General features: G+C 29.6%; 12 protein-coding genes. 4 read left to right on the top strand and 8 right to left on the bottom strand.

Annotation, left to right across the window (positions count from 1 at the left end):
• Positions 1-23: 23 nt before the first annotated feature.
• Complete coding sequence (locus tag RH99_RS08975) at positions 24-728, bottom strand: single-stranded DNA-binding protein (RefSeq protein WP_010236785.1); 705 nt, start codon at positions 726-728, stop codon at positions 24-26.
• 214 nt (positions 729-942) lie between these two features.
• Complete coding sequence (gene pdaB / locus RH99_RS08970; protein WP_010236783.1) at positions 943-1,710, bottom strand: polysaccharide deacetylase family sporulation protein PdaB; 768 nt, start codon at positions 1,708-1,710, stop codon at positions 943-945.
• Positions 1,711-2,131: 421 nt separating this feature from the next.
• Between pdaB and RH99_RS08965 the strand changes: the two genes are divergently transcribed.
• The gene (locus tag RH99_RS08965; protein WP_010236781.1) at positions 2,132-2,656 is read left to right on the top strand and encodes a DUF4364 family protein; all 525 of its coding nucleotides are present in this window, start codon (positions 2,132-2,134) and stop codon (positions 2,654-2,656) included.
• Here the strand turns inward: RH99_RS08965 and RH99_RS08960 are convergent.
• Entirely contained in the window at positions 2,653-3,537 is an 885-nt protein-coding gene (locus RH99_RS08960; RefSeq protein ID WP_010236779.1) for a YncE family protein, read from the bottom strand. The two genes, RH99_RS08965 and RH99_RS08960, sit on opposite strands and share 4 nt — an antisense overlap.
• A 179-nt stretch (positions 3,538-3,716) precedes the next feature.
• On the opposite strand from RH99_RS08960, the gene RH99_RS08955 reads away from it, so the two are divergent.
• Entirely contained in the window at positions 3,717-3,968 is a 252-nt protein-coding gene (locus RH99_RS08955) for a TIGR03905 family TSCPD domain-containing protein (protein WP_010236776.1), read from the top strand.
• 47 nt (positions 3,969-4,015) lie between these two features.
• Here the strand turns inward: RH99_RS08955 and RH99_RS08950 are convergent, their stop codons facing one another.
• Positions 4,016-5,182: an aspartate aminotransferase family protein gene (locus RH99_RS08950; protein WP_010236774.1), complete on the bottom strand. Its 1,167-nt coding sequence runs from the start codon at positions 5,180-5,182 to the stop codon at positions 4,016-4,018.
• Positions 5,164-6,057: an acetylglutamate kinase gene (argB, locus tag RH99_RS08945; protein ID WP_010236770.1), complete on the bottom strand. Its 894-nt coding sequence runs from the start codon at positions 6,055-6,057 to the stop codon at positions 5,164-5,166. Before argB ends, RH99_RS08950 begins: the two co-directional genes overlap by 19 nt.
• A 154-nt stretch (positions 6,058-6,211) precedes the next feature.
• Between argB and argC the strand changes: the two genes are divergently transcribed.
• Both argC and argJ read left to right on the top strand, forming a co-directional pair.
• A complete protein-coding gene (argC, locus tag RH99_RS08940; protein WP_010236768.1) occupies positions 6,212-7,249 on the top strand; it encodes an N-acetyl-gamma-glutamyl-phosphate reductase in 1,038 nt (345 codons plus the stop codon).
• A 69-nt stretch (positions 7,250-7,318) separates the two neighbouring features.
• Positions 7,319-8,542 carry a bifunctional glutamate N-acetyltransferase/amino-acid acetyltransferase ArgJ gene (argJ, locus tag RH99_RS08935; protein WP_010236764.1) on the top strand — a complete coding sequence of 408 codons (1,224 nt, stop codon included), beginning with the start codon at positions 7,319-7,321 and terminating at the stop codon, positions 8,540-8,542.
• A 118-nt stretch (positions 8,543-8,660) separates the two neighbouring features.
• On the opposite strand, the gene RH99_RS08930 is transcribed toward argJ, so the two are convergent.
• The 3 genes from RH99_RS08930 to RH99_RS08920 form a co-directional block, all read right to left on the bottom strand.
• On the bottom strand, positions 8,661-9,593 hold the full coding sequence (locus RH99_RS08930) for a hypothetical protein (protein WP_010236762.1): 933 nt from the start codon (positions 9,591-9,593) through the stop codon (positions 8,661-8,663).
• 230 nt (positions 9,594-9,823) lie between these two features.
• Positions 9,824-11,143 (bottom strand): bifunctional folylpolyglutamate synthase/dihydrofolate synthase, encoded by a 1,320-nt coding sequence (locus RH99_RS08925; protein ID WP_010236760.1) that lies wholly within the window; start codon positions 11,141-11,143, stop codon positions 9,824-9,826.
• A gap of 383 nt (positions 11,144-11,526) precedes the next feature.
• A complete protein-coding gene (locus RH99_RS08920; protein ID WP_010236758.1) occupies positions 11,527-13,092 on the bottom strand; it encodes an arsenic transporter in 1,566 nt (521 codons plus the stop codon).
• Between the last annotated feature and the right edge of the window lie 205 nt (positions 13,093-13,297).

The following is a 13,297-nucleotide window of genomic DNA, read 5'->3' as shown; positions in this document are numbered from 1 at the left end:
GTAGTAGTAGTAGTATTTTTTTTTTACATTGCATTCTTATTAATATTACCCATTCTATAATCTTCTTCATTAAAATTTTCATCTACGTTTACTACATCGTTTTCTGCATCTTTATTTACTTTCTCCATTTTAGATATGGAAACTTCATAAGCAATCTTCTTTACAACTTCCTCTTCTGATATCTTTTTCTGATATTCTCTACTCTGTAATCTTCCCCAAATTCTTATATTATCTCCAACCTTTAATGACTCACAAAACCTAGAATTTCTTCCCCAAGCAATAGTAGGTATGTAGTCAGATTTATTGTATGCCCTATTTACTGCTAGAAGCATATCTGCTATTTCCCTTCCAAAAGGTGTGGTTCTATAAACAGGTTTTTTACATATATAGCCATCAAGATAGATTTGATTTGGATTTTTACTTTTTTCGGTGCAAATTTCAATATTTCTAGCAAATACAGTTAGTATAAGTCTATTTGAACCGTCTACAAACTTATTGTAGGATCTCAATTGCCCTTCCAGAATTATTTCTTGTCCTTCTTCTAAATTCATTCCCGTTATAAGTCTTTCTGATACAGTTACATAAAGTGTATCCTTTGTATCACTGAGTCTTTGCACATCTAGGTTAAAGGTATAAAACCCCTCACCGTACATCTCATGACTGAATTCCAGCTTTGAAGAAATTTTTCCTTCTAGATAGAGCTTATTGTTTAACATTAAATTGTCCATTTATATCCCTCTCCCCCACATTTTTCTATAGTACTTACATTATAGATATTCATGATATGAACAAAATATAACTAAAATTATTTTTATAATTATATTATATATACCCCTTATAATATCTATACAAAATAATTCTATTACTAAATACCATAAATTATTCACATAATTTTATCCCTTATTTCCATTATAATACAAATTTGATTCAAATTACAATAGATTATTTTTTTATTTGCTTTCCCTCATTATCTATAGAATAATTGTCCTTATAGACTAAATCTGAAACCTTTACAAAACTATAGCCCTCACTTTTAAGTTTATCTATAATTCTTGTGAGAGTTTTTGGAGTATATTTTCCTGAATTATGAAATAAAAGAATAGATCCTGGTTTAACTTTTTTCATTACTCTATTAAATTCTATGTCTTCTCCATCATTTTTCCAATCAATACTGTCTACATTCCATTGTATACATTTATGGTCTGTCTGCTCCACTAAAGCAACACTACTATCATTATATGTACCTTCAGGAAATCTAAAGAGAATAGGTCTTGTCCCAGTAATCGCTTCAATTTTAGCATCTGCAGCTGCCACTTCGTTAATAATTTGATTCTTTGATATTTTTGTAAAGTCCATATGTGTGTCTGAATGATTTCCTATTTCATGTCCTCTTTTGGCTATATCTTTAGTTTTATCTGGAAATTCATCTGCCCATCTTCCAATAACAAAAAAGGTTGCCTTTACCTTTTCTTTATCTAATACATCTAATATTTTTGTAGTATTATCATCTCCCCAGCTAGTATCAAAAGTTATAGCCACATTTTTATTTTCTGTATCCACAGAGTATATAGGAAGATTGTTGTTTTCACCTAACATGGTACTTTTAGAGTTCTTATTAAATACCATAAATAAAATAATAGCTAAAATTAATATTGAGATACCAATAATAACTTTTTTCAATAAACTTTTCTTAACTACAATTATGTGCATATTATATCCCCCCAAAAATTTATATTCTTGTAATCTATATTCTGTACAAGCTATTTTATGAATAAATATTTTAAAAGTTATAATATAAATAATAAAATATTTAGTGATAATATAGTAAAAACTGATTGCTCTACATTGATATATTTTAAATTATGGCAATGAGCATAAATAATCTAGGCATGTTCAAATAAATAACAAGTCAGTATACTAGTCTATTATGAATCATACTACGTTAACAGAACCCTCTGATAGCACCACTATCATCAGGACCTGTTTCCTTGTATGATTCAAAATATACGTCGTATCTTTGACTTGTTATTTATTTTCATATGCCTTATTATATTTCTTTAATAATCATAGATTCATTTTCATAATTTTTATGTTATAATATATTATGATTATATAGTGAGGAGGAAAGAAGATGTTTGACGATACTTTAGAATTAGCTGAAAACAAGCTTCTTTTAATATATATTTTAAAACAAATTAAACTTCCTATTTCCAATAATCAATTAACGGAAATAGTACTTAAAAATAATTTTATAAATTATTTTACTCTGCAGGAATACATTTCTGAACTTATATCTGCCAATTTTATAAAATATAGTAATATAGATGGTAAACATAGGCTTACAGTTACATCAAAGGGAGATAAAGTTCTTACCATGTTTTCTAATAGGGTATCTGAAAATAAAAAGAAACTTATTGATTCTTATATTCAATCTAATCTAAATAATATAAAAAAAGAAATAAGTTTAACTGCTGACTATACCTTAGCCAATAATAGCTTTACCGTAAATTTAAAAGCTATAGAAAATGATATTACCCTTATAGATCTTAAGTTAAATGTAGTATCAAATAAACAGGCAAGAGATTTGTGTTTAAAATGGAAAAATAATTCTTCAGAATTGTATACAAAGATAATAAAGGCACTAATAGATGATTAAAAGAGCAACATTGCTGTTGGCTCTTTTCCTATAAATATTGCCTTTTTTGTATAGTTGCTGAAATTTATGCAAAGCAATAAATTATTATAGTTATCACCAATATAAATATTTTCTTTGTGTTTTACAATTCCCCTTGGCATTCCCCCTACCTTTATTCTACTTACTTCCATAAATCTACTTAAATCTATAATACTAATACTTCCATCCCCAAAATTTGATACAAAGCACAAATTTTTTTCTATAAACATGTCTACTGGAGAGTTTCCTACAGCTATTTTGTGTAATATTCTTAAATCCTTTGAAGAAATTATACTTATGTTTCCACATTTATCAGAACCTATATTACTTTCACAAACTAAAATGAGACTTCCATCTTCACTAAAAAGTGCCTTTGTTGGATATTCTCCCACTCTAATATTACTTATAAAATTTGTATCTTTATATTTAAAAAATGTTATACTGTCACTATTCATATTAGAAACCACAATACTGTTTAAAGCTTCATGTATATCAATACTATGGGGCATATTCCCACAAGGTATTTCTTCTTTAATTTCATTTTCTTTAATATCATACTTTATGATATTATTTAGATCGCCACAAACAACATAAGCATTGTCATTTACAACTTTAACATCATTACAATTCATTCCCACGAAAAAATCTTTTTCTATAATTTTATTTTCTATATCTATTATGCAGAGTGAATTACTATAGTTATTCGCAATAAGTAATTTATTATTGTATATACAAATACCATGGGGACCAATTCTATCATTTTCATCTTTTTTTAAAGAAATTCCTCCAACTTTCTTAAAGGAATTAATGTCAACTATAGAAATATTATCGGAATATCCATTACAAACAAACAAATTATTCAAGGTACCTCCCCTCCCTACATTTATAATATGTAAAAGCTCCTTATTATGTCATTCACTTATTGCAGTATTTAAATTTTTAGTATATATTTAAGATAGTTAAGGTATCTTGAAATCAATAATACTAATATATTGTTTTAAGCTGCTATGACTTTTACAATACGGGAAGGTGGTAATTTTTAATGTACACATATAAAACCAAGGGAGTCTGTTCAAGAGAAATAAAATTTGAAGTAAAAGATAACAAGGTTACTGAGCTTTCATTTGCAGGTGGATGTAATGGAAATCTTACAGGCATTTCACGACTGGTAGAAGGTTTAGATGTAAATGAAGCCATTAAGAAATTAAAGGGCATAGATTGTGGTGGAAGAGGTACTTCTTGTCCTGATCAATTATCTAAAGCTCTTGAAGAGTTTGTTACAAAAAATAAATAATATTTTTATAATATAAAAAACCCTCACTAATAAAGTGAGGATTTTTCTTATATTTCCTTAAAAACTTCTTCAATTATTTCAAAAGCATCATCAATATCTTTATTTTTTACATTCAAAGGAGGTAAAATTCTCACTACATCCGGTCCTGCTGTAATAAGTAAAAGTCCCTTTTCAAAGCATTTACTAATAACAGTCTTAGTAGATACATTTAACTGCATACCTATAAGAAGACCCATTCCCCTTATTTCCTTTATACAGCTATACTTTTCCTGAAGCTTAACTAATTTTGATTTTATATATTCACCTTTTTCATCTACAGAATCTATTACTTTTCCATCGATTAATTCATTTAAAATACAAAGTCCTATGGCAGTCCCCATTGGATTCCCTCCAAAAGTATTACCATGATCACCAGGTACAAAGGCAGAAGCTGCTTTTTCTTTAGCGAGTACTGCACCAATTGGGAAACCACCGCCAAGAGCTTTTGCCATACATATAACATCAGGAACTACTCCAAATTTTTGATATGCAAATAGTTTTCCACTTCTTCCAACACCACATTGTACTTCATCAAAAATTAGAAGAGCATTGTATTTATCGCATAAATCTCTAAGAAGCTGCAAATACTCCTTATGGGCACATACTATTCCACCTTCACCTTGTATTGGTTCTACTATAACAGCACAGGTATTATCATTAATCTTTCCCTTAATATCTTCCATATCATTAAATTTTGTACTCTTAACATTTCCTATTAAAGGTCTAAAATTTTCTTGATATTTAGGTTGTCCGGTTACTGATAAAGATCCCATGGTACGTCCATGAAACGAATTATCCATATATATTATTTCATTTTTACTTTCTGTACCAAAAGTTCTTCCATATTTTCTTGAAAGTTTAAGTGCAGTTTCAATAGATTCTGTACCACTGTTGCAGAAAAATACCTTTTGATGATCAGTATTTTCACATAATTTTTCTGCTAAATCCAATGCATTTTGATTCCAATAATAATTTGAAATATGCATTAGTTTCTCTGCTTGAGTTTTTATTGTTTTTACTATTTTATCATTTGCATGTCCAAGACAGTTAACTGCAACTCCTGAAACAAAATCTATATACTCTTTTCCCTTTGAATCAAAAAGTCTTGCTCCTTTACCCTTTTCAAATATAACATCAAATCTTCCATAAGTATTCATCATATTGCTTTTTGACATTGCTCTTCCCCACCTTTTTCTTCTATTATTGTACCATTATTATTAAATATATCATTAATAAGACAGTGCTCTTTTCTTCCATCAATTAAATGTACTTTGTTAGTACCATTTTTTATAGCTTCTCTGCAACATTCCATTTTAGGTATCATGCCGCCGCTTATTATTCCCTCTTTTATATAATTATCTATCATATCTAAAGTTAAATAAGATATAAGACTGTTTTTATCATTTATATCCTTATATACACCTTCAACGTCTGTTAATATAATAAGCTTATCAGCATTAATAGCTGAACTTATAAATGAAGCTGCATAATCTGCATTTATATTATATTTATTGCCTTCTCTATCATAGCCTACTGGAGAAACCACAGGTACTTCACCAGCCTTAATCAAATTTACTAATATAGTTTCATTTACATTAGTAACTTCTCCTACAAAGCCAATATCTATCTTTTCTCCATTATTGTATACATACTTTTTTCGTGCTTCTATAAGATTACTGTCAATTCCACTTAAACCTATGGCATCCAATCCTCTAAGACTTAAATTAAGTGCTATATCTTTATTTACCATTCCACATAATACCATCTGAACTATTTCCATTACATTTTCATCTGTAACCCTTAATCCATTTATAAATTTACTCTCTATACCAGTTTTATTGAGCCATTTGGATATAAGTGGCCCTCCTCCGTGTACAATAACTATGTTTACTCCATACTCTCTCATCATAGCTACATCGTTTAAAAATGCATTCTTAGCCTCTTCATTTTTCATTATGCTTCCGCCATATTTTATTACAAATGTTTTTCCCCTTAGACTGCTTAGCACAGGCAAAGGCTCTAAAGAAACTGCTCCATCTTCTTTTTTCACATTCAAGCACCTACCTTATCTTTCTACATGTATAATTATACATATATAAATATAATTATTCAATATTTTCGATAAAAATTATGTTTTTTTATTGAATAACATATTTATATTATGTATAATCAGTTTAAAAGTCAATATAAATTGGAGTGATAATATGATAAAAGCAGCTATAATTGGATCAACAGGTTATTCAGGAGAGGAACTTACTGGATTACTATATAAACATCCAAATGTTGAAATTGATTTTTTGTGTTCCCACAGCTATGTAGGTGAACCTTTTAGCAATTTATATGGTAATTTAAAAAAATTTGTAGATGAAAAATGTATAAGTGACGAAGAAGCTTTTAAAAGAATTAAAAATCTAGACATATTATTTACTGCTCTACCTTCTGGCAAAGCCTTAGAATTTGGAAAAGTGGCTATAGAAAATGGAGTTAAATTTATAGATATAGGATCAGATTTCAGATTAAAAAGTAAAGAGCTATACAAAGAATGGTACAATCTTGATCATAAATATACTAATCTTTTAGAAACAGCTATTTATGGATTACCAGAATTAAATAGATCAAAGATAAAAGAGGCTAAGCTCATAGCTAATCCTGGATGTTATCCTACAGCAAGTACACTGGCTCTTGCTCCACTTGTAAAAAATAATATTATAGATACAAAAAGCATTATTATAGATGCAAAATCAGGAGTTTCTGGAGCTGGAAGAAAAGCCTCTGTAGCCAATCTTTTTGTAGAATGTAATGATTCTATAAAGGCCTATGGTGTAGCAACCCATAGACATACTCCAGAAATAGAACAAAATCTTTCAGAATTATCATCAAAAGAAGTAATATTAACTTTTACTCCTCATTTAATTCCCATGAGTAGAGGTATTCTTTCTGTTTGTTATGGTAATCTTATTAATGAAATGGACGCTGAAGAACTAATGAACTTATATAGAGATTTCTATAAGGATGAATATTTCGTAAGAATCATTGATGAACTTCCTGAAACCAGATGGGTTAAAGGTTCTAATTTCTGTGATATAAGTGTAAGAGTAGACAAGAGAACCAACAGAGTCATAGTTATTTCAGCTATAGATAACCTTATGAAAGGTGCTGCTGGTCAGGCAGTACAGAATATGAACTTAATGTTTGGACTAAAAGAAAATACAGCAATAGAAATGACACCTATATTTCCTTAACTTATATATACAAAATTAAAGTTATACATAACATTGCAATTTAAAATATCATTGAAAGAAGGCTGTTATATGGATTTAATTAAAGTACTTAAGAATAAAAACATAACTGATGTACCCTATTTTAAGGCATCAGGTATCCATTGCGGATTAAAAAAGGTAAAAAAAGATTTATGTGTTATATATAGTGAAAAAAAAGCTGTAGCTGCTGCAACCTTTACTAAAAATAAAGTAAAAGCTGCACCCATACTTTTGAATATGAAGTCTATAGAAAATGGAAATACTCAAGCTATTGTAGTAAACAGTGGAAATGCAAATGCCTGTACTGGCGATGACGGCTATGAAAAAGCCTTTTCTATGGCTAAGATTACAGCTGAGACTTTAGGCTTATCACCAGAAGAAGTTATTGTAGCTTCAACTGGTGTAATTGGAGTTCCACTTCCTATGGATACAATAGTTACAGGGATAGGAATGGCTTGTAATTCACTTTCCAGTGAGGGCGGCGAAGATGCAGCCAAATCTATTATGACTACAGATACAAGTGAAAAAATAGTCACTGTAGAATTCAATCTAGGATCTAAAAAAGCTATAATTAGTGCCATGGCAAAGGGTTCAGGTATGATACATCCGAATATGGGAACTATGCTAAGTTTCCTTGCAACAGATGTTAATATCTCAAAGACACTGTTAAACAAAGCTTTAAAAGAAAGCGTTGAAGACTCTTACAATATGGTTTCTGTAGATGGAGATACAAGTACTAATGATATGGTAGTAGTACTTGCAAATGGTGCCTGTGAAAATACCCTTATAGATTCTGAAGATGCGAACTATCAATTATTTAAAAAAGCTCTTCACTTTGTAAATGTAGAAATTGCAAAGATGATTGCTGGAGATGGTGAAGGTGCCACAAAGTTAATTGAAACTAAAGTTTACAATGCACCCTCCTTAAAAGATGCCAAAACTTGTGCAAAAGCTGTTATAACTTCAAGCCTTGTAAAAGCTGCTTTTTTCGGTGCTGATGCAAACTGGGGAAGAATTATATGTGCTTTAGGATACAGTGGCGCTGAGCTTGATGTAAATGAAATAGACATCTTCTTTAGTAATGATATAGGAACTATTCAAATATGCCAAAAGGGTGGAAATATAGATTTTGATGAAACTTTAGCAAAGAAGATACTAGAAGAAGAGAAAATAACTGTTAACATAGATTTAAATGATGGTGAATACAATGCTACTGCTTGGGGATGTGATTTAACCTACGATTATGTAAAGATAAATGGTTCTTATAGAAGTTAATTTTTGTACTGAGTCTTAAATTATAATTTGATACAAAAAGGCCATGATTTCCAAACAAAATCATGGCTTTCTTGTGCTTTTCTATAGTCATAAGGCACATTCAAAACAGTTGCAAATCCTACATATTAAATCTCTTTATAAAACTATTTATTGAGGAAACTAACATTATTACAGTTTTGTTTCCTCTATTGATATCCTCTAAAATGTTTGTACAATTGCAATATTGAATAAACTCAAGAATACTCCAATTCATCCATTGCTTATTCACATCAACTTTAAAGTCATTTCCTGTAGGAAAGATTAACTTTAGTTCCTTATATGTAGTATCTTCTTGTCCAATATCAGCACTGTATTTAAATATAAATTCACAAGCTTTCTTGTATGCTATTTCCTTTTTATCTTGATTATATCTTACCCATAAAATTATGAGCATAGCTCTCATAAATAAATTTTTTTCAGTTATTCTCTCAACTATACTTATATCTCTATTTTCACTACAAAGTCTATATAAAAAAAATATTTTAACTCTTAATTCCAAGTTACTCCACATCATAATAAGCTTGTTTTCCTCTAAACTAAATAGAACATTAATCTTTTCTTCCATATCTAAAAGTTTAAATATATCTTCTCTTTGTTTTAATTCTAAATCTATAGACTCCATAACCTTCTTCTTCTCATCTTTATCTAAACTTAAAATTTTAGGCAATACTAGTGATATATTTGAAGACTCAGCATCTTTTAAAAATTTTCCTATAAGCGGCATATAGTACTGTTTTTTATTACTAAAAACACATTTTTTAACAAGCATCTCTTCATTTTCATTTTTTAATAATCTTACCTTGAGAGCCTGCTCCATATTATTCTTATAATTAACTCCAACTTCAAAGGATACTGCTATACCAGGAAAAAGTAATTTAGCTTTACAATGCAAGTGATTTCTATTTACGTATAAATCTGGTTGATTATCTCTAAGTATATATCCAAAATCATTTAATTTATTAATTCTAGGATTAAATCCACCAAACCACTTAATTATACCCGCTTCTCTCATAAGCTTCATCTCCTGTTTATGAATATTAAGGCACATTCAAATAAATAACTAGTCAGTATGCTAGCCTATTTTGAATTCTACTGCGTCAGCAGAACCCTCTGATAGCACCACTATTATCAGGACCTGTTTCCTTGTATAATTCAAAATAGACGTCGCATCTTTGACTTGTTATTTATTTTCACATGCCTAATAGATCTTTACTTCCATGACTAGCTACTATAATATCTAAGCTAAGTAAGACTCATTGATAGTGAATTAATTATTTTCCTCATGTCACCTATCATATATAATGAACCAGAAATTAAAAGCAAATCATCTTTTTTGCAATATTCTTTAGCCTGCATAAATGCCTGTGTATAGTCTTCAATATTTTCACAATTTGGATTGAATTTTACTATAGCTTTGGCTAAATTTTGAGATAACTCCGCTCTGTCACTATGCGGTGTTACCGCTATAATATGCTTTGCTTTAGGAGCAATAATTCTTACCATATCCTCCACTTGTTTATCAGCTAATATCCCTAAAATAAGAATAATATTGTTATATTTAAAATATTTATCAACGCTTTCATTCAGACTCTTTATTCCACCTATATTATGTGCACCATCTAATACTACTAGTGGATTCTGCGCTAAAACCTCTAGACGTCCTTTCCAAATAACACTTTTTAGCCCTCTCTCAATATGTTCTTTTCTTATGTTAACCCCTAGTCGTTTAAGTTCTTCCACACAGTGAATGGCTGTACTACAGTTCAAAAGTTGATATTCACCTAAAAGGGATAATTTTACATCATAAATATCTTTAGAAGTTTTTACTACAATTTGTTGATAATACTTTAATTCTTTATCCGATTTAAATGTATCTAAAAATTCCACAGAATCTCTTTGAACTCTAATTAATTTTGAGTTATGTTTATTGCAAGTTTCTATTATTACTGATTCACTCTCTTCTTCCTGTGGATATAAAATCACTGGTACATTATTTTTAATTATACCTGCCTTCTCACCAGCTATTTCCGTTAATGTATCACCTAATATATTCATATGATCATAGCTTATAGAAGTTATAACACTAACTAGTGGAGTAATAACATTAGTTGAATCCAGTCTCCCTCCAAGTCCCACTTCTATAACCGCATAATCTATTTTCTCTTTATAAAAATATAACAAAGCCGCACAGGTTATTATTTCAAATTCTGTAGGATGCTCATAGCCTAATTCTATAACTTTATCTACAACTACAGATAATTCTGTAACTACTTCACACAAATTAATCTTTGATATATTATTTCCACTTATCTGTATTCTCTCTTCAAATTCCTCTATAAAGGGTGATGTATACATACCTACTTTATATCCAGCCTCTATAAGAATCTTCGATATCATAGCTGTAGTAGACCCTTTTCCATTAGTTCCTGCAATATGAATACATTTTAATTTTTCTTCAGGATTACCTAAGAGTTCCAGTATTTTTTTAGTCCTAGACAATCCATAATTGCTGCCAAACTTAGCTGTATTATGTATGTAATTCATAGTTTCCTCGTAGTTCATTTTCTTGTAAGCTCCTTTTGTGTTCTTAAGCAAAATTATTTAGTTAAAAAATAATTCTATAAACAAAGTTCTTTGTTTCAGGTGGAGCTTTTTGTTTTCTCCATCTGGAACTTAGAAATCGTTATCCAGGGACGTAGCAGACCTTATCTCCCACTTTGATAGGAGATGGGAGTATTAAATCTAGTAGTCATCGGATAAATCTAATTATAGTTTAACAATATTATTACCTATCGTCAATGTGTGCTATTAACTCCATCAGATAATATATTACTTATAGTATTGCCTTATCAAAACTTTAAAATAAATTAAAAATTATATATATGTAAAAGAATTCTTATATTCAGAAAAGTTTTTAATCCATCTAAATATAAGAATTAAAATTTTCATTTCATAAATAACGCTTGTACCCAAACATATAATAATACAATAGTCACTATTACAGTTGATGGTATAACTATTATTGTGAGTCTTAAATAGTCTATCCAGGATACCTTTACCTTATTTTTCTTTAATATAAGCATCCACATCAAAGATGCTAATGTTCCAATAGGGAGAAGAAGTGATCCTATATCGCTGCCAATAATAGTAGCTAAATAAATCATTTTTAAATCATTTAAATTTAAATTCATATTAGTTAGAGTAATTGTGACAACCATTAATGCGGGATGATTGTTAAACAAATTAGATAAAGCTGAAGTAATACCACTCATTATAAAACTCGCTGCAAACAAGTTCTGTTTTATAATTGGCTCACTAAATCTAGCAAGCACATCTGTTAGTCCAATATTGTGAAGTCCATATATAATAACATACATTGAAAAGGCAAAGACTAAGATATCCCATGGAGTTTTCTTTAACACATCTCCTGGTTCTATTCCTAAATAGAACCATCTCCATAATAACAAAATCGTTGAAGCAAGTATGGCAACAAATTGAATCGGTATGCTAAAGTAAGATGCAACAAATATTAAGCATCGAATTGCAAACACAAATGTTAAAATTTTCAATATAAAACTTGTCCTTTTTCTATCTGTATCAAAAGAAAGTCGTTCCAATTTTAGTAATTTTATTTTCTGTCTAATAATATCTGGTTGTCCAATTCCAAGATTCTCATGATTTTTGTGATGTTTAGGCGGCAAAGGATCTTCATGATTTCTGTGGTGCTTATGAGTATCAGATGGTAAAGGATGTTCATAATTCTTAGGCACCTCAAGATAATGAATAGGATTTTTTAATAATTCATGCTCTATTACGCCTATTCCTTTCGGAAGTTCCCGTGGTAATTTCTTTTTTAAAATAAAAAACATTAAAACTGACATAAAAATCAACCCAACTGTACAAGGTACAAACATCATAGCTGTGTGCATATATAAAGTCATGTGAACGATATTTAATGCAATTAAATTGGTAATATTACTTACCCCTATTGGAGCACTAGAAGCAGTAGCAATTAACGCACCACTTAATAAATATGGTATTTGCTCACTAGTCTTTAATTCCATTTTTTTTAACAGTAATATTAAAATTGGTGTAGTAATTAATATACTTCCATCATTATTAAAAAGTAATGTCATTAAAAAGCATAATATTTGAATATTCCAATACAGCCTGTAACCGGATCCTTTCGATAAATATAATAACTTAACTGCTACAAATCTAAAGAACCCAATGCTCTCCAAAACTACAGACATGACTATAGTTGCAATAATAGTAAGAGAAGCTCCACCTATCTTATCAACAATATCCATAATATTTCCATAAGATACACCGCCTATAAATATAACTGCAATGGCACCAATAACGGCTGGATACGCTTCTTTCATATCTTTTGGTCTTATAAAAACAACTATCATAGTCAATATAAACACACAAATCATGGTTATGGATCTATATTCTTGTGCTATAAACATCATCGATAGACTGTTCGATGATGCTATAAAATTTAACACAAATATCAACCTCCCACATTAAATCTACTTACTTTAGCCTATATTCTCCTGATTCATATTATGATTCAAATTTTATTTGGCTACAAATATCTAACCCAAGTGAACTTGTTTCAGTACGGTGAAACATCGTGAAATAAGATGGGAACTCTACCCCATCTGATTGAAAATTCCAACCTGCACTTCCCTTAGAGGTATTAACCTTTAA

This window comes from Clostridium arbusti SL206, assembly GCF_000246895.1.
GTDB classification, from domain to species: Bacteria; Bacillota; Clostridia; order Clostridiales; family Clostridiaceae; genus Clostridium_I; species Clostridium_I arbusti.
This window is presented reverse-complemented; position numbering and strand designations above follow the sequence as displayed.

What these genes read in the sequence shown, in the direction of transcription:
- RH99_RS08930 (WP_010236762.1), bottom strand. Translation starts at nt 9,593, where the DNA reads ATGAGAGAAGCGGGTATAATTAAGTGGTTTGGTGGATTTAATCCTAGA.
- argJ (WP_010236764.1), top strand. Translation starts at nt 7,319, where the DNA reads ATGGATTTAATTAAAGTACTTAAGAATAAAAACATAACTGATGTACCC.
- RH99_RS08950 (WP_010236774.1), bottom strand. Translation starts at nt 5,182, where the DNA reads ATGTCAAAAAGCAATATGATGAATACTTATGGAAGATTTGATGTTATA.
- RH99_RS08925 (WP_010236760.1), bottom strand. Translation starts at nt 11,143, where the DNA reads ATGAACTACGAGGAAACTATGAATTACATACATAATACAGCTAAGTTT.
- argC (WP_010236768.1), top strand. Translation starts at nt 6,212, where the DNA reads ATGATAAAAGCAGCTATAATTGGATCAACAGGTTATTCAGGAGAGGAA.
- RH99_RS08975 (WP_010236785.1), bottom strand. Translation starts at nt 728, where the DNA reads ATGGACAATTTAATGTTAAACAATAAGCTCTATCTAGAAGGAAAAATT.
- RH99_RS08965 (WP_010236781.1), top strand. Translation starts at nt 2,132, where the DNA reads ATGTTTGACGATACTTTAGAATTAGCTGAAAACAAGCTTCTTTTAATA.
- pdaB (WP_010236783.1), bottom strand. Translation starts at nt 1,710, where the DNA reads ATGCACATAATTGTAGTTAAGAAAAGTTTATTGAAAAAAGTTATTATT.
- RH99_RS08955 (WP_010236776.1), top strand. Translation starts at nt 3,717, where the DNA reads ATGTACACATATAAAACCAAGGGAGTCTGTTCAAGAGAAATAAAATTT.